The sequence below is a fragment of the Pseudooceanicola onchidii genome (genome assembly GCF_004959925.1).
GTDB classification, from domain to species: domain Bacteria; phylum Pseudomonadota; class Alphaproteobacteria; order Rhodobacterales; family Rhodobacteraceae; genus Pseudooceanicola; species Pseudooceanicola onchidii.
The window spans coordinates 741,573-761,842 of the sequence record NZ_SPUW01000001.1; the positions used below are offsets into that span (position 1 = coordinate 741,573).

Annotated in this window: 19 protein-coding genes; 9 read left to right on the plus strand and 10 right to left on the minus strand. The window is 65.3% G+C overall.

All coding sequences use genetic code 11. The features are described from left to right. Positions 1 to 50: 50 nt before the first annotated feature. Both pepN and E4S58_RS03555 read right to left on the minus strand, forming a co-directional pair. On the minus strand, positions 51 to 2,603 hold the full coding sequence (pepN, locus tag E4S58_RS03550) for an aminopeptidase N (protein WP_136634922.1): 2,553 nt from the start codon (positions 2,601 to 2,603) through the stop codon (positions 51 to 53). A gap of 169 nt (positions 2,604 to 2,772) precedes the next feature. Beyond that, a complete protein-coding gene (locus E4S58_RS03555; protein ID WP_136634923.1) occupies positions 2,773 to 4,134 on the minus strand; it encodes a methyl-accepting chemotaxis protein in 1,362 nt (453 codons plus the stop codon). A gap of 154 nt (positions 4,135 to 4,288) precedes the next feature. On the opposite strand from E4S58_RS03555, the gene E4S58_RS03560 reads away from it, so the two are divergent. Then, the gene (locus tag E4S58_RS03560) at positions 4,289 to 4,480 is read left to right on the plus strand and encodes a hypothetical protein (RefSeq protein ID WP_136634924.1); all 192 of its coding nucleotides are present in this window, start codon (positions 4,289 to 4,291) and stop codon (positions 4,478 to 4,480) included. 588 nt (positions 4,481 to 5,068) lie between these two features. Next, a complete protein-coding gene (locus E4S58_RS03565; protein ID WP_136634925.1) occupies positions 5,069 to 5,848 on the plus strand; it encodes a gamma-glutamyl-gamma-aminobutyrate hydrolase family protein in 780 nt (259 codons plus the stop codon). Between the two features lie 10 nt (positions 5,849 to 5,858). On the opposite strand, the gene E4S58_RS03570 is transcribed toward E4S58_RS03565, so the two are convergent. From E4S58_RS03570 to E4S58_RS03580, 3 genes are all read right to left on the minus strand, one after another. Further along, positions 5,859 to 6,281, minus strand: a complete 423-nt coding sequence (locus E4S58_RS03570; RefSeq protein WP_136634926.1) for a lipocalin-like domain-containing protein — start codon at positions 6,279 to 6,281, stop codon at positions 5,859 to 5,861. 109 nt (positions 6,282 to 6,390) lie between these two features. Further along, positions 6,391 to 8,634, minus strand: coding sequence for a xanthine dehydrogenase family protein molybdopterin-binding subunit (locus E4S58_RS03575; RefSeq protein ID WP_136634927.1), 2,244 nt, complete (start codon positions 8,632 to 8,634; stop codon positions 6,391 to 6,393). A gap of 3 nt (positions 8,635 to 8,637) precedes the next feature. Beyond that, positions 8,638 to 9,099: a (2Fe-2S)-binding protein gene (locus E4S58_RS03580; protein ID WP_136634928.1), complete on the minus strand. Its 462-nt coding sequence runs from the start codon at positions 9,097 to 9,099 to the stop codon at positions 8,638 to 8,640. Between the two features lie 92 nt (positions 9,100 to 9,191). Between E4S58_RS03580 and E4S58_RS03585 the strand changes: the two genes are divergently transcribed. Next, entirely contained in the window at positions 9,192 to 9,782 is a 591-nt protein-coding gene (locus E4S58_RS03585) for a TetR/AcrR family transcriptional regulator (protein WP_136634929.1), read from the plus strand. Between the two features lie 3 nt (positions 9,783 to 9,785). Here the strand turns inward: E4S58_RS03585 and E4S58_RS03590 are convergent, their stop codons facing one another. Next, positions 9,786 to 10,157, minus strand: coding sequence for a VOC family protein (locus E4S58_RS03590; protein ID WP_136634930.1), 372 nt, complete (start codon positions 10,155 to 10,157; stop codon positions 9,786 to 9,788). Between the two features lies 1 nt (position 10,158). Further along, a complete protein-coding gene (locus E4S58_RS03595) occupies positions 10,159 to 10,911 on the minus strand; it encodes an SDR family NAD(P)-dependent oxidoreductase (protein ID WP_136634931.1) in 753 nt (250 codons plus the stop codon). 121 nt (positions 10,912 to 11,032) lie between these two features. Here E4S58_RS03595 and E4S58_RS03600 point away from each other — a divergent pair, with 121 nt between their 5' ends. The 6 genes from E4S58_RS03600 (at position 11,033) to E4S58_RS03625 (ending at position 16,935) form a co-directional block, all read left to right on the plus strand. Continuing rightward, on the plus strand, positions 11,033 to 11,983 hold the full coding sequence (locus tag E4S58_RS03600; protein WP_136634932.1) for an MBL fold metallo-hydrolase: 951 nt from the start codon (positions 11,033 to 11,035) through the stop codon (positions 11,981 to 11,983). A 7-nt stretch (positions 11,984 to 11,990) separates the two neighbouring features. Then, positions 11,991 to 12,443: a methyltransferase family protein gene (locus tag E4S58_RS03605; RefSeq protein WP_136634933.1), complete on the plus strand. Its 453-nt coding sequence runs from the start codon at positions 11,991 to 11,993 to the stop codon at positions 12,441 to 12,443. A gap of 127 nt (positions 12,444 to 12,570) precedes the next feature. After that, complete coding sequence (locus E4S58_RS03610; protein ID WP_136634934.1) at positions 12,571 to 14,145, plus strand: Re/Si-specific NAD(P)(+) transhydrogenase subunit alpha; 1,575 nt, start codon at positions 12,571 to 12,573, stop codon at positions 14,143 to 14,145. Positions 14,146 to 14,160: 15 nt separating this feature from the next. After that, positions 14,161 to 15,594 carry an NAD(P)(+) transhydrogenase (Re/Si-specific) subunit beta gene (locus E4S58_RS03615; protein ID WP_136634935.1) on the plus strand — a complete coding sequence of 478 codons (1,434 nt, stop codon included), beginning with the start codon at positions 14,161 to 14,163 and terminating at the stop codon, positions 15,592 to 15,594. A gap of 142 nt (positions 15,595 to 15,736) precedes the next feature. Further along, entirely contained in the window at positions 15,737 to 15,973 is a 237-nt protein-coding gene (locus E4S58_RS03620) for a hypervirulence associated TUDOR domain-containing protein (RefSeq protein ID WP_420821269.1), read from the plus strand. A 2-nt stretch (positions 15,974 to 15,975) separates the two neighbouring features. After that, the gene (locus E4S58_RS03625) at positions 15,976 to 16,935 is read left to right on the plus strand and encodes a DNA topoisomerase IB (protein ID WP_136634936.1); all 960 of its coding nucleotides are present in this window, start codon (positions 15,976 to 15,978) and stop codon (positions 16,933 to 16,935) included. A 60-nt stretch (positions 16,936 to 16,995) separates the two neighbouring features. Here the strand turns inward: E4S58_RS03625 and E4S58_RS03630 are convergent, their stop codons facing one another. From E4S58_RS03630 to E4S58_RS03640, 3 genes are all read right to left on the minus strand, one after another. Continuing rightward, entirely contained in the window at positions 16,996 to 18,051 is a 1,056-nt protein-coding gene (locus E4S58_RS03630; protein ID WP_136634937.1) for a YeeE/YedE thiosulfate transporter family protein, read from the minus strand. A gap of 203 nt (positions 18,052 to 18,254) precedes the next feature. Further along, positions 18,255 to 19,223, minus strand: a complete 969-nt coding sequence (locus E4S58_RS03635; RefSeq protein ID WP_205965352.1) for an ABC transporter permease — start codon at positions 19,221 to 19,223, stop codon at positions 18,255 to 18,257. Continuing rightward, positions 19,216 to 20,223 (minus strand): ABC transporter permease, encoded by a 1,008-nt coding sequence (locus tag E4S58_RS03640; protein ID WP_136634938.1) that lies wholly within the window; start codon positions 20,221 to 20,223, stop codon positions 19,216 to 19,218. The genes E4S58_RS03635 and E4S58_RS03640 overlap by 8 nt, the downstream gene beginning before the upstream one ends. Positions 20,224 to 20,270 lie beyond the last annotated feature (47 nt).

The following is a 20,270-nucleotide window of genomic DNA, read 5'->3' on the forward strand; positions in this document are numbered from 1 at the left end:
GCGATCTGATCACGGGCGGACGCGACTGGCAACCAACTGACGCCGCCCCATCAGGCGTCGAGGATACGCCCCACCATTTCACCGGTGTCGCGGCTCAGCCCTTTCAGCCCCGCGATGCGGTCCAGTTGTTCGCGCATCATGCCCTGCCGGTCCGCATCATAGCGCCGCCAGGTCTGGAAGGCGGAACACATGCGCGCGGTGGTCTGGGGGTTCACCGGATCCAGTTTCATCAGCCAGTCGGCCATCAGGCGATAGCCCGCGCCGCTGGCATGGTGGAACCCGGCCTGGTTCATCGCCAGCGCCCCAAAGACCGCGCGGAACCGGTTGGGGTTGGTCATGGTGAAATCGGGCCGTTCCGTCAGCCCCTGCGCCACCTGTGCGGCCAGTTCGGGGCGGGCATGGGCGACCTGCACCATGAACCACTTGTCCATCACCAGCCGTTCCCCGGCCCATTGGTCGGCAAAAAGCCCGAGTTGCAGTGACCCCAGCCCGGCCGCCAGAAGCGACGACAGCGCGCCCAGCTGTTCGGTCATGTTGTCGGCGGTCTCGTATTGCGCGGCCGCCGCCGCTCCGCCATCGCGCAGCGTGATCAGCGACAAGAGCGCGCCGGTCAGCGCGCGCCGCCCGGCGGGTCCCGCGTCAGGTGAATAGGGGCCGGTCACGCGGTGGCGGTCGTAAAGCGGTTGCAGGTCGCCCGACAGCGTGTCGGCCATCGCCAGGCGCATGGCCTGTCGCCCGGCCCAGATCGCCTGCGGGTCCGGGGTGCGCCCGGCATCGGACAGCGCCTGCGCCAGGTCGTCTTCCGACGGCAGGCCCATGCACAGGGCGCGGAATTCCGGATCGAGACTGTCATCCGTCACCAGCCGACGCAGACCGTCAAGGAACCCCTGATCGGGCGACTGCCCGCCGTCGATCATGCCAAGCAGCGCGGATTTCGCCAGCTGCCGCCCGGCCTCCCACCTGTTGAAGGGATCGGTGTCATGCGCCAGCAGGAAGGCGCGGTCCTCGTGCGTGACCTCACGCTCAAGGATCACCGGGGCCGAGAAGCCGCGCAGCGGCGACGCCACGGGCCGATCGGCGAGCCCTTCGAAGGTAAAGCTTTGTTCGGCCTCGGTGAATTCCAGAAGCGTGGTCGGCACCACCTCTGCCCCCGACCGGTCCAGCAGGCCGATCGCGAAGGGGATCACCTGCGGTTTCTTGTCGGCGCATTCGGGCGTCGGCCGCAGGGTCTGTTTCAGATGTACGGTATAGGTGCCATCGGCCCAATCCTCGGTCATATCGACCCTGGGCGTTCCCGCCTGACTGTACCACAGCTTGAACTGGCTCAGATCGCGGCCGGTCGTATCCTCGAACACCTTCAGCCAGTCCTCGATCGTGCAGGCCTGACCGTCATGCCGGTCGAAATAGAGATCGAGCGCGCGGGCATAGGCATCATCCCCGACCAGGCGTTTGAGCATGCCGATGACCTCTGCGCCCTTTTCATAGACGGTCGCAGTGTAGAAATTGTTGATCTCCTGAAAGCTTTCGGGCCGGACCGGATGGGCCAGCGGCCCGCCGTCCTCGCGAAATTGCCGCCCGCGCAGATCCAGCACGTCCGAGATCCGCTTGACCGGCTCGGACCGCATGTCGGCCGTGAACTGGGCGTCGCGAAAGACGGTCAGTCCTTCCTTCAGGCACAGCTGGAACCAGTCGCGGCAGGTGATCCGGTTGCCCGTCCAGTTGTGGAAATATTCGTGCGCGATGATCGCCTCGATCCGTTCGAAATTCGCGTCCGTCGCGGTTTCCGGGCTGGCCAGAACGGCGGAGGAGTTGAAGATGTTCAACCCCTTGTTCTCCATCGCACCCATGTTGAAGTCATCGACCGCCACGATGTTGAAGATGTCGAGATCGTATTCCCGGCCATAAACCTCCTCGTCCCAGGTCATCGACTTCTTCAGCGCCTCCATCGCGAAGTCGCACTTGTCCTCGTCACCCTTGCGGACCCAGACGTTCAATTCGACGTCCCGGCCGGACCGGGTGGTGAACTGGCCCGGCAGGTTCAAAAGCTCTCCGGCGACCAGCGCGAACAGGTAGGCAGGCTTGGGCCAGGGGTCGTGCCATTCCGCGAAGCCAGGTCCCTCTGCCTGCTTGTTGCCGTTGGACAGCAACACCGGCAGGTCCGACTCGATCCGGACGGTGAAGACCGCCATCACGTCGGGGCGGTCGGGATAGTAGGTGATCTTGCGAAAGCCCTGCGCCTCGCATTGCGTGGAATACATGCCGTTCGACATGTAAAGGCCTTCGAGCGCGGTATTGGTCTCGGGGCTGATCTCGACCTCGGCCTCCCAGGTGAAGGGGCCGTCGGGCACGTCGCATGTCAGGCCTTCGGGCGACACGGTGGGTGACACCTCAACGCCGTCGATTGCGGCGCGGATCAGGGTCAGCTGCTCCCCTTCCAGAAAGAACCTCCGATCCGTCGTGTCCGGGTTGGGCGTGAACCGCACCTTCGATGTCACGCGGGTCGCGGTCGGGGCGAGCCGGAAGGCCAAATGCACGTCTTCGACCAGCCAGGCGGGGGGCGTGTAATCCTTGAGATAGATGGTCGGGTTTGCCGCGTCCGTCATGGCCTGCGCTCCTTCATGGCTGGGTCACGCCGTTGTTCCAGCCGCGACGGAGGAGTGCAAGGGGGGCAGGGCGGATGCGGAAGCGCGGCGGGCAACGCTGCGGCCTGTTTGAACCCGCGGTCCGGCGCTGCGTGACCATGCAGGTGGTGTCGGGCATGCCCACATCCGGTCAGGACACCATGCGCAGCCCCACGTTGTCGCGGCCTTCGTCGCCCGTGCGGAACCGGCTGACCTCGTGCATCAGCCCGTCGGCCTCGCCCTTCAGCGTGCGGCTCATGTCGGCGGCCGAACGGATGTTGGCGGCGTTGCGTTCGGTGTCGGTGCTCAGCTTGGTGGTCGCCATGTTGATCTCGGAAATCGTCATGGCCTGTTCGTCCAGGGTGGTCATGTTCGACGCGACGTTCTGGGAGATCGTGCCGATTTCCTCGAAAATGCGTTGCAGCACCTCGTCGGCGCGCGCCACGAGCTTTGATCCGTTCTTCACCCGCTCGTCGCTGGATTTCACCAGCAGCTTGATCTCGGTCGCGGCGTCAGAGGCCCTCTGGGCAAGAGAGCGGACTTCGGAGGCGACGACGGCGAAGCCGCGACCCGCATCGCCGGCGCGGGCGGCTTCGACCCCGGCATTCAGGGCCAGCAGGTTGGTCTGGAAGGCGATTTCATCGATGCTCGATAGGATGTGGCCGATCTGGGTCGAGGACGCCTCGATCTCGTTCATGGCCCCCTTGACCGAATCCACCACCTTGCGGCCGTCTTCGGCGCTTTCCTGCGACGACTTGGCCAGATCGTGGCTTTCGCGCGCGCGCTGGACAGAACTTTCGGCGCTGGCCGACAGTTCGTTGATGGCAGCCGCGACCTGTTCCAGCGACGCGGCCTGGCTTTCGCCGCGCTGGGCAAGGTCGTCGGTGGCCGCATCCAATTGGCTGGCGATGCCATGCGCCGACGTCGAGGTCATCCGCACCTTGCGGACGAAATCCGCCATCGACGTCACCATCTCGTTGAACCGCAGCCCCAGTTTGCGCACCACGTCATACCTGTCGTCGAACGTCGCAGGCGTCAGGTCCCCGTCACGCAGATTGTCGAGGCCCTGGAACAGAAGGCTGTTCATCAGGTGCCTGTCGGTGATGTCGCGGGCGACCTTGATCACGCGCGCGACCTTGCCGCTGGCATCGAAGACCGGGGCATAGGTCGCGTCGATCCAGATTTCGCTGCCATCCCTGCGCAGGCGCTTGAAGACATCCGTGTGGGGCTGGCCGTTTCGCAGAAGGTCCCAGAAGGTGGCGTATTCGGCAGACTCGGCAAAGTCGGGTTCCACGAAGATCGCGTGTTTCTGCCCCTGGATTTCGCTGACGTCGGAAAACCCCATGGCGCCGAGGAAGTTGTCGTTGGCAAACAGGATGGTCGCATCGGGGGCGAAATGAATCACCGCCTGGGTCGACATGACCATCTGGACCAGAGCGTCGTTGCGTTTCTGTTCTTCTTCGGAAGCCTTGTGCGCACCGCGTCTGGTGTCGCGAGAAAGAGAGCGAAGCATCGGGTGTCCTATGTTTACTGACCCGACCTGTCTACGGCGCAAAGGTTACGAAAACCTCTAACGGTCCCCTGATACTTTCGTGACCGGACAAGAAGCGGATTGAACCCGATCCGCCCGTCCTGCGTTCATCCTTTGGAAACCCGAAGGAGCTATCATGTCCGCACCGACAACGAACATCGAGAAACAGGCACACCGTCACAGCACACCGATCTGGGGGATCCTGGCAGCCGTCATCTTCGGCGGGCTGATGGGCGCCGCGATCACCTGGACCGCGACCAGTGGCGATGCCCCCGAAGGCGCAGCCGCCCAGGTCGACGGCCGCACGGGCGACGTCGCCACCGAGTAATGACGCATCCGCGGGCGACGTGGGGCGCCGTTGTCGTGCCTCGTCAGCCACGCGGCGCGGCGTTGCAGTGAAGCGCGGACCAATGTGGTGCGGATCAATGTGGTCACGTAAGACCTCCGCTCAACAGCAGGGGTGCACTGGGTTTGACGCCTAGACGTGTGCTGGTGGGCGAATGCTGCGCTATAGGTAGGCCGTTGGTAGGCCGTGGTCTGATGTCCTTTGGCGGCCATAATTCAACCATGCATTGGCTGACAGCATCGGTCGAACAGAATGGCTTTACCGAGGCAAGTCAATTGTACCGACGCCACGTCGGCGGTGCGCGTTGGACATTGGTCGTCGGCTGTCGAAGGGCCATCGACCTCGGAAGCTCAGCATCGGACGTTCAAGTTCGGACATTCAATATCGGCAGCCAATCACAGGCGGCTGACAGACGCATCAGTGTCGGCCCATGCCCGGCGGCCCGCCACGGAGCCCATTGCACAATTGTCAGGCTCGGCGCCCTGTCTCTGCGTCCGTGCACAGTGCGCGTTGTTTCATTGCCTCGGTCCCCCGGTTATATCTGGTGCAGGCAAAAGGACCCGACACCACATGGCACGCCCCCGCATCGGCATCATCACCAACCTTCATATCGTCAACGACAGCTACCGCACCCACGCGGGCGGTGTGATGAACTCCGAAGCGGTGGCCGAAGCGGCCGGGGGGCTGCCCCTGCTGATCCCCGCCGATCCGCGTATGGCCTCGGTCGAGGAACTGCTTGAGACCTTCGACGGCTTTGTCCTGACCGGCGGGCGCCCGAACGTACACCCCGAAGAATACGGCGAATGCGAAACGCCCGCCCATGGCACCTTTGACCGGGCCCGCGACGCGATCACCCTGCCTCTGGTGCGGGCCTGCGTCGAACGTGGCCAGCCGTTTCTTGGGATCTGCCGGGGATTTCAGGAGGTTGCCGTGGCCATGGGGTCCTGCCTGCACCCGGAAATTCGCGATCTGCCGGGCCGGATGAACCACCGGATGCCCCCCGAGGGCACGCTGGAGGAACGGTTCGCGCTGCGCCACAAGGTGACGGTCAGCGATGGCGGTCCCTTCCACAAGATCTTTGGCGCGACCGAGGTGATGACCAACACGCTGCACGGCCAGGCGGTGATCCGCGCGGGCGAGCGGTTCGTGATCGACGGCACCGCGCCGGACGGCACCGCCGAGGCGGCCTATGTCAAGGACGCGCCCGGGTTTACCCTGTCGGTTCAATGGCATCCCGAATTCAACGCCGCCGCCGACCCGGTGTCGCGCCCGCTGTTCGCCGCCTTTGGCGAAGCCGCGTGCGCCTGGATGACGCGGCGCGAGCCGTTGCAACTGGTAAAATCCGCCTGATCCGCAGGGGTTAGGCCACAGCCACCCGCACCCAGTCCAGATAGGCGACGCCAAGCCGCCCGGGAAACGCCGGAAAGGTGGTTTCCGAGGTCGCGATGACCAGCCTGTCGTCCGTGATCGTGAAATTGCGGATCTGTTCGGTGCCGACATAGGCGGGCACCCAGGCGACATCGACCAGCGCGGTGAACTGCCCGTCGCGGATCGTCAAGGCACCGGAATAGCTGAACATCGTGCGGATCATCGCGGCCTCGGGCGTCTCGCCGGGGTGGGGGGAGCGGTCGCGGGCCGTGATCACCGTGCTCAGCCGATTGTCGCGGGTGATGGTGATGAAGCCCAGGGGATCATCCCCGAAAGGCAGAAACTCCTCGCCGGTGTCGGAAAAGACATAGCGCACTGCCTCCAGCCGCCAGTTTCCGTAGATCTCGTCGCTCATGTCTGTCCTCCCGGGCCGGATCTGGCCACGGGGCGCAGCAGACACCTTTTGCCCGGATAACGAAAGGGGCCGCGCGGTGGCGGCCCCTTCGACATGATCTGCCAGGTGATCAGACGGCGAAATCAAACTGCTCGGCCAGCGGCAGCCTGCGCGCCCGCGTGCCTGTCAGATCGAACAGCGCATTGGCCAGCGCCGCCGCCGCCGGGGGCGTGCCCGGTTCGCCGATGCCGCTGATGCGATGGCCGTTTTCCAGGATCCGGATATCCACGACCTGCGGCATCGTATGCATCCGGATCGCGTCGTAATCGTAGAAGTTCGCCTGTTCCGCCGCGCCGTCGGCAAAGGTGATCTGCTGGTGCAGCGCTGCCGACAGGCCAAAGGTCATGGCCCCGAACAGCTGTGCCTCGATGTTCTTCGGGTCCAGCGCAATGCCGACGTCCGCCGCGATCCAGGCCTTGGCGATCTTGATGCCCGCGTCGGTCTGATGCACCTCGATCACCTCGGCCACGGGGGTGCCGAAGCTGTGGCAGAAGGCCACGCCGCGTCCCACGCCGTCGGGTGTCTTGCCGGTCCAGCCTGATGCGTCGCGCACGGCCTCGAGCACCGATGCCGACCGTGCGTCCTCATCGCGCATCATGTCCAGCCGGAAGGCCAGCGGATCGGCGCCAGCCGCATGGGCCAACTCGTCGATGAAGCTGTCGAAGAAGAAGCCGTTGATCGACGCCCCCACGGATCGCCACGGCCCGACTGGCAGGTCCATGTCGGCCAGGTATCCGCGAACCCGGGCATTGGGCAGGGCATAGGGTTGGTCAAAGGCGCCTTCGACGGTGATCTTGTCGGGACCCATGGGCGCCATGCCCAGCAGGATCGACATCAGCGAGGCCGTGGCGCTTTGCGCAGCGATCTGGCCGTCGACCATCACCGCACGGCCGTCCTTCACCGCACCGCGGAACCGCGACACAGCGCCGGGGCGGTAGAACCCGTGGCTCATGTCCTCTTCGCGCGACCAGAGCAGCTGCACCGGCACGCCGGGCATCTTCACCGCCAGCCGCGCGGCGTATTGCGTGAAATCCAGGAACCCGCGCCGCCCGAACCCGCCGCCCATCAGGGTGGTGTGCAGGGTCACGGCCTCGGGGTCCAGCCCGGCCTCCTTGGCGGCGACATCGCGGCAGTGGATCGGGATCTGGTTGCCCGACCAGACTTCCATAGTCTCGCCGGTGAACAGCGCCGTGGCGCTCAGCGGCTCCATCTGCGCATGGCAGAGGTAGGGCACCTGGTAGTCCGCCGTGATCTCGGTCGCGCCGTCGGGCAGGATGTCGACATCCCCGGTCTCGAGCAGTGTCGAATTCACGTCGCCGTCAAAGGCCGCGCGCAGGGTTTCGAAGATCATGTCCGATGTTTCAGGATAGGTGCCGGGCGTCCAGTCGAAGACGACGGCCTCGGCCCCTTGCATCGCGGACCAGGAGTTGTTGGCGATCACCGCCACCCCGTCGCCCAGGTTTATGACATCCTCGACCCCGGCCATGTCGAGTGCCGCCGAGGGATCGAAGCCCGCCATGCCGCCGCCCTGGTAGGGGTTGCGCTTGAGCGCGGCGAACTTCATCCCCTCAAGCCGCACGTCGAGCGAGAACTGCGCCGTGCCGGTTGCCTTGGGCATCTGGTCGTGGCGCGGCTGGCTCTTGCCGACGTGTTTCCAGCTGGATTGTGGGCGCAGGTCCGGCACGATCGGCTTGATCTCGGCGGCGGCCACGGCCAGTTCGGCATAGCTCAGCCGTGTGCCGTCGGGCGCGATCACCGCGCCGCCTTCGGTCTTCAGCGCCGACCGGTTCACGCCCAGCTGCTGCGCGGCTGCCTCCTTCAGCGTTTCGCGGGCCGAGGCCCCGGCCTGCCGCATCTTTTCGAACCCGTCCGCCGAGGAGGTCGAGCCGCCGGTGATCTGCAGGTTCAGGAACTTGCCCGCCACCGACATCTGGTTGCCAAGCGCCTCTTGCCAGCCCGACAACCGGTATTCGGCGGTCGGGAACATCTGGGTGCCCATGCCGCGGTTGTAATAGGCCTTGCCCGGAGGGCCGTGCTGGATCCGCAGGTCGCCCGGGTCCATGTCCAGCTCTTCGGCCGCCAGCGCGGCCCAGGTGGTTTGCACGCCCTGGCCCATCTCGGCCTTGGGGACGATGACGGTCACGCCGTCGCCGTCGATCACGATGAAGGGGTTCAGCGCGACCTCGCCGTCCTTGGGCGTCAATGGGTTCGGCGCGGGTTTGCGCGCGGCATAGACGCCGAAGGCGACGCCCCCGGCCACGGCGGCGGTGCCGATCAGAAAGGTGCGGCGGGCGATTTTACCGATACGGGACATGGATCAGGCCTCCTGCAGCTTTTGCGCGGCGTCGTGGATCGCGGCGCGGATCCGGGGGTAGGTGCCACAGCGGCAGAGGTTGCCCTGCATCGCCTCGTCGATATCGGCGTCGGTCGGGTTGGGCACCTCGGCCAGCAGCGCGGCGGCCTGCATGATCTGGCCCGACTGGCAGTAGCCGCATTGCGCCACCTGGTGATCGACCCAGGCCTGCTGCAGCACGGCAGGCGCATCGGGCGTGCCCAGCCCCTCGATCGTGGTCACCTCGCCCCAGACATCGCCGATGGCGACCTGGCAGGACCGCACGGCCTCTCCGTCGATATGCACGGTGCAGGCGCCGCAGGCGGCCACCCCGCAGCCGAACTTGGTGCCGGTCATGTTCAGCCCGTCACGCAGCGCCCACAGCAGGGGCACCTCGTCGGGCAGGTCTACGGTCTGGGCGGTGCCGTTGATGGTCAGTCTGGCCATGGAATCACTCCTGCTGAACTTTCTGACAAAATGCGGCTAAAGTGTCATTGTGTCAATTGACAGATTTCACGATTTCTGTCAGAACGCCGGACATGAACACGCAAGCCCTTTCGGATACTGATGAAAAACGCGCCCGCATCCTGAATGCGGCGCTGTCGGTCTTTTCGCTCTATGGCTACCGTCGCACCTCGATGGAGGACATCGCGAAGGGGGCGGGCATGTCGCGCGCGGCGCTCTATCAGCACTTCCGCAACAAGGAAGACATCCTGCTGCACGGGGTGGGCGCCTATTTCGACGTGGCCGTTTCGGCACTGCGTGATGCGCTGACACCTGGCCGCCCGCTGAAAGAGGCGCTGCAACTGGCCTGCGCCTCGGGCACGGGGGATCTGGCGCGCGCGCTTCTGGACAGCCCGCACGGCGAGGAGCTTCTGTCGATCAAGTCCGGCGAGGCCGAAGTGCAGACCCGCGAGGGCAATGCCCGCATCGCCGCGATCTGGACCGACTGGCTGGCGACCGAAGCCGCCGCCGGGCGCATCCGGCTTGAAGGCGACAGCATCCCGCAGATGGCCGAGGCGATCATCGCCGGCCAGCACGGCCAGAAGATGCTGGCGACCAGCTATGCCGACTATGTCGCGCGCCTGAAGGTCTATGCCGACCTCGTCGCGCGCGGGCTGGAGCCCTAGGGCTCAGATCTCGGCGTAGATTTCCAGGCGGGTGCCCTGCGGGTCGCGGAAGAACAGGGTCCGGTGGCCAAACGGCTGGTCCGTGACCGGCTGGTCGATCGCGATGCCCTGCCGGTCAAGCTCGGCCGCGCAGGCCGCCACCATGTCGGGCGGCACCCGGAAGGCCAGCTGCAGGGCAGGGGCCTTGGGCGCCGTATCGACCTGGCACAGGGCAAGGGTCTGCCCGCCGACCGCGAATTCAAGCCACCGGGGCGTGAGCGCGCGGACGAACCGGAACCGCAGGACCCCTTCGTAGAACCCGCGCATCGCCTGCAGGTCATCCGTAAAGATCACCGTGTAGTCGATGCCGCGGATGGCATCGAAGGGGCTGCCCATCTCAGACCTGCCCGCCGCCGATCATCACCTCGGTGCCGTTGACGCTTTCGCACAGCGGATTGCACAGCCAGACGGCCGCTGCCGCGACCTCTTCGGGGCGGATCAGGCGCTTGTGGCGGTTCAGGTCGACCATCATCGACCGCGCCGCGTCTTCCGACACCCCCGCCCGCTGAGAGATCGCGTCGGTGTTGCGTGTCACGATCGGCGTGTCGACGTAGCCGGGGCAGATCGAATTGAAGGTATAGGGCGCTTCGAGGAAATCCTCGGCGAAGGACCGCATCATCCCCAGCACCCCGTGTTTCGACGCCGCATAGGCCCCCGCGCCGGCCGATCCGCGCACGCCCGCGATCGACGACACGGCGATGCAGCGCCCCCAGTCGGTGGTCAGCATCGACTTGAGGCTTTCGCGTACGGTGTAGAAACAGCCGTCCAGGTTGGTGGTCATGATCTTGCGCCAGAACTCCGACGAGGTCTTGTGCAGCTTGCGCCCCTCGGCAATCCCGGCATTGGCGACGCAGATCTGGATCGGGCCGCGCGCCTCGACCGCGGCGGCCATGCCGTCGATGATCTGGCCTTCGTCGGTCACGTCCATGACCATCGGGTGCATGCCGGGCTCTGCCACCTCTTTCAGAACCTCGATCCGGCGGCCGGTGATCGTGACCTGCGCACCTTCGGCGACCAGCGCACGCGCGATGGCCAGCCCGATCCCGGTGCCACCCCCGGTGACGATCGCATGTTTCCCGTCCAGCATCATGGCCGCTCCTCCCTTGCGGAATTGATTTCCGCGAACCATAGGCCGCGCCGGGCAAAGCGCAAGCGGCGTGGTGGATTGCAATTCATTCGTCATCATGAATATGTTGTGGCAGGAGGAGCCCATGATCCATTTCAAAACCGCCCTGGCCCTGTGCCTGACCGCCACCGCGGCGCTGGCCAGCGAAGACATCCCCGACCAGTACCCCCAGTCCGAGCTTTACTCGAAACCGGTCGAGGTGATCCCGCACGTCTTTTCGGCCATCGGAGCCACCGCCCCGCCGACCTATGAGAACGCGGGCCACAACAACAATCTCAGCTTCATCGTGACCGGCGACGGGGTGATCGTGGTGAATGGTGGGGCCTCCTACCGCCTGGCGCGCGCGCTTCATGACGAGATCCGCGCCGTGACCGATCAGCCGGTGAAGCTGGTCATCAACGAGAACGGGCAGGGGCATGCGATGCTGGGCAACTCCTACTGGGCCGAGCAGGGGGTCGACATCCTGGCCCACGAAGAGGCGATCGCCGAGGTCGAGGCCGAGGGGGATTTCATCCTGCAGGGAATGCGCGCCTATAATCGCGACAAGGCCGAGGGCACGCGCGTGGTGCCTGCGAACCTGTCGTTTTCCGACAGCTATGCCATCGACATGGGCGGTCTGCAGATCGAGGTGATGCACATGGGCCCGGCCCACGGCCCCGGCGACACGCAGGTCTGGATCCCCGCATGGGACATCCTGATCGCCGGGGACATCGCCTTTCACGAACGGATGCCGCCGATCTTTGAAGGCGCCTGCACGAAATGCTGGATCGAGACATGGGAGACCAAGCTAGAGCCGCTTGCCCCCACCTACATCATCCCCGGTCATGGTCACCCGACGAACCTGGCGCAGGTGCGGCGCTATACCCACGACTACCTTGTCTACCTGCGCGACCGGATCGGGCAGCATATCGACGATGGCGGCGACCTGGCCGGCGCCTATTACGTCGACCAGTCGCCCTATGCGCATCTTGATACCTTCGAGGAACTTGCGACCAAGAATGCCGGGCGCGTCTATGAAGAGATGGAGTGGGAATGACACCGGCATGAGTTCCTGGATCGACATCCCGCCCCTCTGGTTGGGCCTGGCGCTGGCAACGGCCTGGGCCCAGGCGCGTCATCTCGACATGGGCCTGACGTTCGGCGGGGCGTGGTCGGATTTCGCGGGCGGTCTGCTGGTCGGTGGCGGGCTGATCCTGATCGCCCTGGCCGCGCACGAGATGTACCGCCAGCGCACGACGATCCTGCCCAACCGCGAGGCCGGCCGACTGGTCACCACCGGGATCTTCAGCCGCACGCGCAACCCGATCTACCTGGGCGATGTCATGATCCTTGCCGGTTTCATCCTCAACTGGAACGCTGTTTTATCGCTCCCCCTTGTTCCGATCTTCCTCTGGTTTATCGAACGGCGATTTATTTTCGCGGAAGAGGATGGACTCAGGCGCAAATTCCGGGCTGACTTCGCGCGCTATTGTCAGAAGACCCGTCGTTGGATTTGACTCTGCGCTGCAGAAAGGGCACATCGACAGGGATCTGTTGCGCAACAATCTTGCGCGACCCAAGGAGGAATTGGTCGGAATATTCCGACCGTCGGAAAGCCGTTGTTCAAAAAGGGGGACGACACAGGTGAAAATCGGAACGCCGAAAGAGGTATTCGAGGGTGAGAACCGGGTCGCGATGACGCCGGACTCGGCCGCGCAACTCCAGAAGCTTGGCCACGAGTGTTACGTCGAAGCCGGGGCCGGTGCGGCCGCGGGCTTTGCCGACGACATGTACGAGGCAGCTGGCGTCACGGTGGTCAAGACCGCTGCCGCGCTGTGGAAAGAGGTCGACATCATCGCCAAGGTGCGTCAGCCGAACGAGACCGAGCTGAAGCGCCTGAGTGCTGACAAGACGTTGATTTCCTTCTTCAACCCAGCCGGAAACGAGCAGGGGATGGAGATCGCGAAATCCAAGGGCGCCACCGTCATCGCGATGGAGATGGTGCCGCGGATTTCCCGCGCGCAGAAGATGGACGCCCTGTCGTCCATGGCCAATATCGCGGGCTACCGCGCGGTGATCGAGGCCGGCAACAACTTTGGCCGCTTCTTCACCGGTCAGGTCACGGCTGCGGGCAAGGTGCCCCCCGCCAAGGTCCTGGTCGTCGGCGCCGGCGTGGCCGGTCTGGCCGCCATCGGCACCTCGACCTCGCTTGGCGCCGTCACATACGCCTTCGACGTGCGTCCCGAAGTGGCCGAGCAGGTTGAATCCATGGGCGCCGAATTCGTCTACCTCGACTTCGAGGAAGAACAGGCGGACGGCGCGGCCACGGGTGGCTATGCGGCGGTATCTTCGCCCGAATTCCGCGAGGCGCAGCTGGCCAAGTTCCGCGAACTGGCCCCCGAGGTCGACATCGTCATCACCACGGCGCTGATCCCGAACCGCGAAGCGCCCGAGCTGTGGACCGAGGACATGGTCAAGGCCATGAAGCCCGGATCGGTCATCGTCGACCTGGCCGCCGAAAAGGGCGGCAACTGCAAGATGACGGTGATGGACCAGAAGATCGTGACCGACAACGGCGTCACGATCATCGGCTACACCGACTTCCCGTCGCGCATGGCGACGCAGGCCTCCAGCCTTTATGCCACCAACATCCGTCACATGATGACCGACCTGACGCCCGAAAAGGACGGCGTGGTCGATCACAATATGGATGACGACGTGATCCGTGGCGCGACCGTGACCCACAAGGGCGAAATCACCTGGCCGCCGCCACCGCCGAAGGTCGCGGCCATCGCGGCCCAGAAGCCCAAGGAAAAGGCCAAGGAGCTGACGCCCGAAGAAAAGCGCGCCGCCGAAACGGCCGCCTTCAAGGCACAGACCAAGCAACAGGTGACCCTGCTGGGTGTCGGTGCCGTTCTGCTGCTGGGTGTCGGCCTTGTTGCGCCGGCCAGCTTCATGCAGCACTTCATCGTGTTTGTCCTGTCGGTCTTCATTGGCTTCCAGGTCATCTGGGGCGTGGCGCATTCGCTGCACACGCCGCTGATGGCCGTCACGAACGCGATCTCCTCGATCATCATCCTGGGCGCCCTGATGCAGATCGGGTCCGGGTCCTTCCTGGTGATCCTGCTGGCGGGGCTTTCGGTCTTCATGGCCGGGATCAACATCTTCGGCGGCTTCCTTGTGACACGGCGCATGCTCGCCATGTTCCAGAAATCTTAAGGAAAGGCGGGGATCATGGATTACGGATTCACCACGGCGGCCTATGTGGTCGCGGCTGTCCTCTTCATCCTGTCTCTCGGGGGCCTCTCCGGGCAGGAATCTGCAAAACGCGCCGTCTGGTACGGCATCGTGGGCATGGCGCTGGCGGTCTTCGCCACGCTGATCGGGCCGGGATCGGGCCTGTGGCTGCTGTCGGCTCTGCTCATCGCAGGCGGCGGGGCCATCGGCATGTACGTGGCCAAGAAGGTCGAAATGACCGAGATGCCGCAGCTTGTTGCTGCAATGCACAGCCTTGTCGGTCTGGCGGCGGTCTTTGTCGGCTTCAATGCCCATATCGAACTGGCCCGCGTGGCCGCGATGGACGAAACCGCCCGCGAGGCGCTAAAGGGCTTTGCCGCCCTGATCGCCAAGAAAGACGGGGTCGAGATCGGCATCCTGAAGGTCGAGCTCTTCCTCGGCATCTTCATCGGGGCCGTGACCTTCACCGGGTCGGTCATCGCCTATGGCAAACTGGCGGGCAAGGTCACCTCGGCGGCGCAGAAGCTGCCCGGCGGTCACCTGCTGAACGCCGCCGCCGCCATCCTGTCGGTCGTCTGCCTGTTCTGGTATGCCTCGACCGGTGGCTTCCTGCCGCTGGCCCTGATGACGCTGGCCGCGCTCTTCATCGGCTATCACCTGATCATGGGCATCGGCGGCGCGGATATGCCTGTCGTCGTGTCGATGCTGAACAGCTATTCGGGCTGGGCAGCGGCCGCGATCGGCTTCTCGCTTGGCAACGACCTGCTGATCGTTGTGGGCGCGCTGGTCGGCTCGTCGGGTGCGATCCTGTCCTACATCATGTGCAAGGCGATGAACCGGTCCTTCGTGTCGGTGATCCTGGGCGGCTTCGGCGGCACCAGCGGCCCGGCGATGGAAGTCGAGGGCGAACAGAAGCCCATTGACGTCGACGGCGTGGCACAGGCGCTGGACGAGGCCGACAGCGTGGTCATCGTGCCGGGCTACGGCATGGCGGTCGCGCAGGCACAGCAGAACGTCGCCGAACTGACCCGCAAGCTGCGCGCCAAGGGCAAGGAAGTGCGTTTCGCGATCCATCCCGTCGCGGGTCGTCTGCCGGGCCACATGAACGTGCTTCTGGCCGAGGCCAAGGTGCCCTACGACATCGTGCTGGAGATGGACGAGATCAACGACGACTTCCCCGATACGGACGTGGTCATCGTGATCGGGTCGAACGACATCGTGAACCCGGCGGCGCAGGACGATCCGAACTCTCCGATTGCCGGCATGCCGGTTCTGGAAGTCTGGAAGGCCAAGCAGGTGTTTGTCTCGAAGCGCGGTCAGGGCACCGGCTATTCGGGCATCGAGAACCCGCTGTTCTATAAGGACAACACCCGCATGTACTATGGCGACGCGAAAGACAGCGTCGGAGCGTTGCTGGCCAAGATCGACTGATCTGCGGTCAAGCGAATTGGAAAGGGCGGTCCTGCGGGGCCGCCCTTTTCGTTTGTGTGAGCCGACCGAGGGGGGGCTTTGCCCCCCGGCCCGTGCCGGTCCTCCCCCCAAGGTATTTGGAACCAGAAGAAGCGGGCCGGGTTTGGTCATTAGCACGGAGGAGATGCAGATGATCCGCGAAGGTACTCAGGTGAAGTGGAGCTGGGGCAATGGCTCGGCCAGCGGCAAGGTGGAGGAGCGGTTCACCCGCGAGGTCACCCGCACGCTCAAGGGCGAGGAGGTCACCCGCAAGGGATCTGACGACAACCCCGCGCTGCTGATCGTGCAGGAAGACGGCGACAAGGTGCTCAAGCTGCACTCTGAGGTGGAGCGGGCCTGAGCATGGCAGAGCTGGTCTATTACCCCGACGACCGGCCCGGCATCACCCGGGCGCGCCATGGGCGCGGCTTTACCTATCGCGGACCGGACGGCACCACCATCGCCCGCGGGCCCGAGCGGCGGCGGCTGGAGGCCATGGCGGTGCCCCCCGCCTATGATCGCGTCTGGATGACGCCGTTGGACAACGGGCACCTGATGGCGACGGGGTTCGACGACCGGTCGCGCAAGCAGTACCGCTATCATCCCGACTGGTCCGCCGCGCGATCGGCCGAGAAATTCGCGGTGCTGCCCGCCTTTGGCGAGGCGTTGCCGAAGATACGGGGCCGGATTTCCCGCGACCTGAACAACCGCGAGGCGGGGGAGGCGGAGTTCGCGCTGGCCGCCGCGCTGCTGCTGATCGACGAGACCGCGATGCGCGTCGGCAACCCGGTCTATGCCGCCGAGAACGGCACCTATGGCGCGACGACCCTGACCCGCCGCCATCTGCGACTGCGTGACGGCGGGCTGGACCTGAGCTGGATGGCCAAGGGCGGCAAGAAGGTGCGCAGGCGCATCCGGTCGAAACGCCTGATGCGGGTGCTGCAGGCGGCGCGCGATCTGCCGGGGGCAGAGCTGTTCACCTGGGTCGACGACGCGGGCGCGGCGCACAAGGTCACCTCTTCGGCGTTGAACGGATACCTCTCGGAAATCGGCGGGCACGACGGGTTCACGGCCAAGACCTTCCGCACCTGGGCCGGGTCGCTGGCCGCCTTTGAATGCCATCTGGCAGAGGGCGAGGGGGCGACCATCAAGTCCATGGCCCAGGCCGCGTCCGAGGCCTTGGCGAATACGCCGACGGTCGCGCGGAATTCCTACATCCACCCCAAGGTGATCGATCTTGTTGGCGTGGATGCGGCGGATCTGCCAGAAGGCCGCCGGGGCCTGTCGAAGGCCGAGGCGGGGATGCTGAAGATCCTGACGTGATCCTCATATGCAAAAGGGCCCGGCGAATGCGGGCCCTTCTTTCGTTCGCGGATGGGTGGATTATTCGGCAGGCTGCGCCAGTGCGGCAGGCAGCGCGCGGCCCAACAGCAGGCGGTCGGTGGCCACGCCGCCGATGCAGATGAAGCCAAGCGCCAGCAGCGCCGCGACGCCAAGCGTCGGCACCCCGGCCAGGCCCGCGCCGATGGTGCAGCCGCCCGCAAGCACGCCGCCAAAGCCCATCAGGGTCGCGCCAAGGATGTAGCGGCCGGTCTGTGCCGGGGTCGCGAAGCTTTGCCATTCGAAGCTACGCAGCGCCAGCGCGGCAATCAGGCCACCCAGAAGCGCGCCACCGATCAGCCCGGTGCCGAAGCCCGCGGGCACGGCCGTCGACGCGATGGTCCAGAAGAGGCCCTCGGTCATGGGGGCGATGAACGACAGGCTTTCCAGCGTGATCGGGTCAAATTCGTCATAGAGCACATAGCCCGTGCCGACCCAGCCAAGCGGCACCAGCAGGCCGATGGCGGCGGCCAGCACCAGCCGACTGACCGGATTGCCGGACCGCACCACGAAGACCAGCGCCAGCGCGGCCAGCACCACGGACCACAGGGTCAGGCCGCCGGGCAGGGCGGCCAGCGTCCCGAACTCTCCGACGGACCAGGTGACCGACCCGAGCGTGGTGCGCACCGGGGCCAGCACGCCCTTGAGCGTGGCATGGGCGACGACCGCGAAGACGACCAGCACCAGCGCCGCGCGCAGGTTGCCCGCGCCCGTCAGAACGACCAGCCGCGAGACGCAGCCGCGTGTCAGGATCATGCCGGCGCCGAACAGAAGCCCGCCTAGCGCAATGGCCAGAACGGGCATGTCGCCGGTGACATAGCGGTGGCCTGCGAAATCGATCAGCCCGGCGGCCACGGCGCCCTGCGTGCCCAGGATCGCCACGGCCAGGGCCAACGCCCAGACCCCGCGCGCGGCGCGGCGGTCCTCGCCCACCAGGGCGCGGCGGAAGCAGAACTTGGTGACCGCTGCCAGCAGGCCGAAGACCAGCCCGAGGCCCAGGGCGAACCAGAGGCTCGCCTGTTGCGGTGTCAGAGTGTCGAAGCCGAAGGATTCGTACATAGGTATCTCCTGAGCGCGGAATATTGTCCCGATACGCCTGCAGAGGGGGCCATATCAAGCTATTCATTCATGCGAATAGGTGGCTTGGTCGGGAAATTATCCCGATCGGCGCGGGCGACAAGAACGCTGTCCCCGCCAGCCCCGGGAAATGGAACACCGGCCCGCATCGCTGCGCGCCGGTGGAACCCTTGCCTTAATTTGCCTCAGCGCCCGCGGATGCGGGGATCAAGCGCGTCGCGCAACCCGTCACCGAGGTAATTGACCGTCAGCACGGTCAGCGAGATCGCGACGCCGGGCAGGATCACCCTTTCCGGGTTCTGCTGCATGTAGTCGACCGCGTCGAACAGCAGGCGGCCCCAGGTCGGGAAGTCCGGCGGAAAGCCGAGACCCAGGAACGACAGGGCGGATTCGGTGATGATCGCATTGGCGATGCCCAGGGTTGCCGACACCACGATCGGAGAGATCACGTTCGGCAGGATATGCCGCAGGATCATCTTGCTGTCCGTCGTCCCGATCGACCGGGCGGCCAGCACGAATTCACGCTCCTTCAACGCCAGCACGTCGCCGCGCACGATCCGTGCCGTGGGCATCCACGAGGTCACGCCGATGGCGACCACGATCAGGATGAAGATCCCCGTTTCGGGCCCGAAGGCCGCGTTGAGCGGTTCACGGAACAGCAGAACCATGACCAGCAGCAGCGGCAGCAGGGGCAGGGCGAGGAACAGGTCCGTCGTCCGCATCAGCAGGTTGTCGAGCCATTTGAAATAGCCCGCCATGACCCCCACGAGCGAGCCCAGGAACAGCGCCAGTAGCATCGCGGTGATGCCCACGGAAAGCGAGACCTGCCCGCCGGCCATCATCCGGGCCAGCATGTCGCGGCCCAGCTGGTCGGTGCCGAAGGGATGCGCCAGCGACGGCCCCTGGTTGCGGGCGCGGATGTCGATGAAGGTCGCCTCGATCGGCCAGAACAGCGGGCCGGCGAAGACGACCAGGACGATCAGCAGGAAGATGATCCCGCCGGCCATGGCGCCCTTGTGGTGGCGGAACTGGCTCCAGACCTCGGCCCACTGGGACCGGGGCGGCGTGTTGGGCACCTGCACCTTCATGACGTCTGCGGCCTGGACTTCGCCGGGGCCGGGTTCGATCTGCTGGGGTGTGTTGGGGTCAGTCATAGCGGATCCGGGGGTCGAGAATGCCGTAAAGCACGTCGGCGATCAGATTGAACATCACGATCAGCACGGCGAAGATGAAGGTCAGCGTCTGCACCATCGGCAGGTCGTTCGCCTGGATCGCGGTGATCAGCAGCTGGCCGATCCCGTTCACCTTGAAGACCTGTTCGGTGATGATGGCGCCGCCGAAGATCGACGGAATGCCAAGCGCGATCACGGTGACCACGGGGATCATCGAGTTGCGCAGAACGTGGCTCAGCACCACGACGCGTTCGCCCAGGCCCTTGGCCCGCGCGGTGCGCACGTAATCCTGGTTGAGGTTGTCCAGCATCGAGGCCCGCATGAACCGCGCGATCTGCGCCGTGATCTGCAACGCCAGAACCATCACCGGGAGCACCATCTGGCGCAGCTGGATCATGAAGCTGTCCCAGTCGGTCACCTTGTGCGTCGTGTCGTAGATCGACGGGAACCAGCCCAGCTGGACCGAGAAGATCACGATCACCAGCACGCCCGAGAAGAAGGGTGGCACCGAAAACCCGATCATCGACACGAAGGTGCCGACGTTGTCGAACAGCGAATACTGGCGGTAGGCCGAATAGATGCCGATCGGCAGGGCGATCAGGACGGCCACGACATAGGCCGTGCCGACCACCCAGAGCGTCTGGGGGATACGCTGCACGACGATGTCCATGATCGGCGACCGGGTCTGCCAGGACAGCGCCCGCAGTTCTCCGGCTGCGAATTCGGTTCCGAAGATCGCGTCGATCAGCACCCGGGGTTCGACCCAGAAGAACTGCCGCAGCCATTTCCAGTACTGAACGTACCAGGCGTCACCGAGGCCAAGCGCCTCGCGCATCTTCTGTTTGACTTCCGGCGGCACCGTCAGCGGCACCTGCGCCATCGGGTCGCCGGGCGCCAGCATCAGCAGGCCGAAGATGACCAGCGAGATGAAGAGAAGCGTGGGCACGGCGAGCACGAGACGCCGGATCGTGAAGGTCAGCATGGGGCGACCTCATGGTCTTTGGGGAGGAGCTTTGAGGGCAAAGGCCA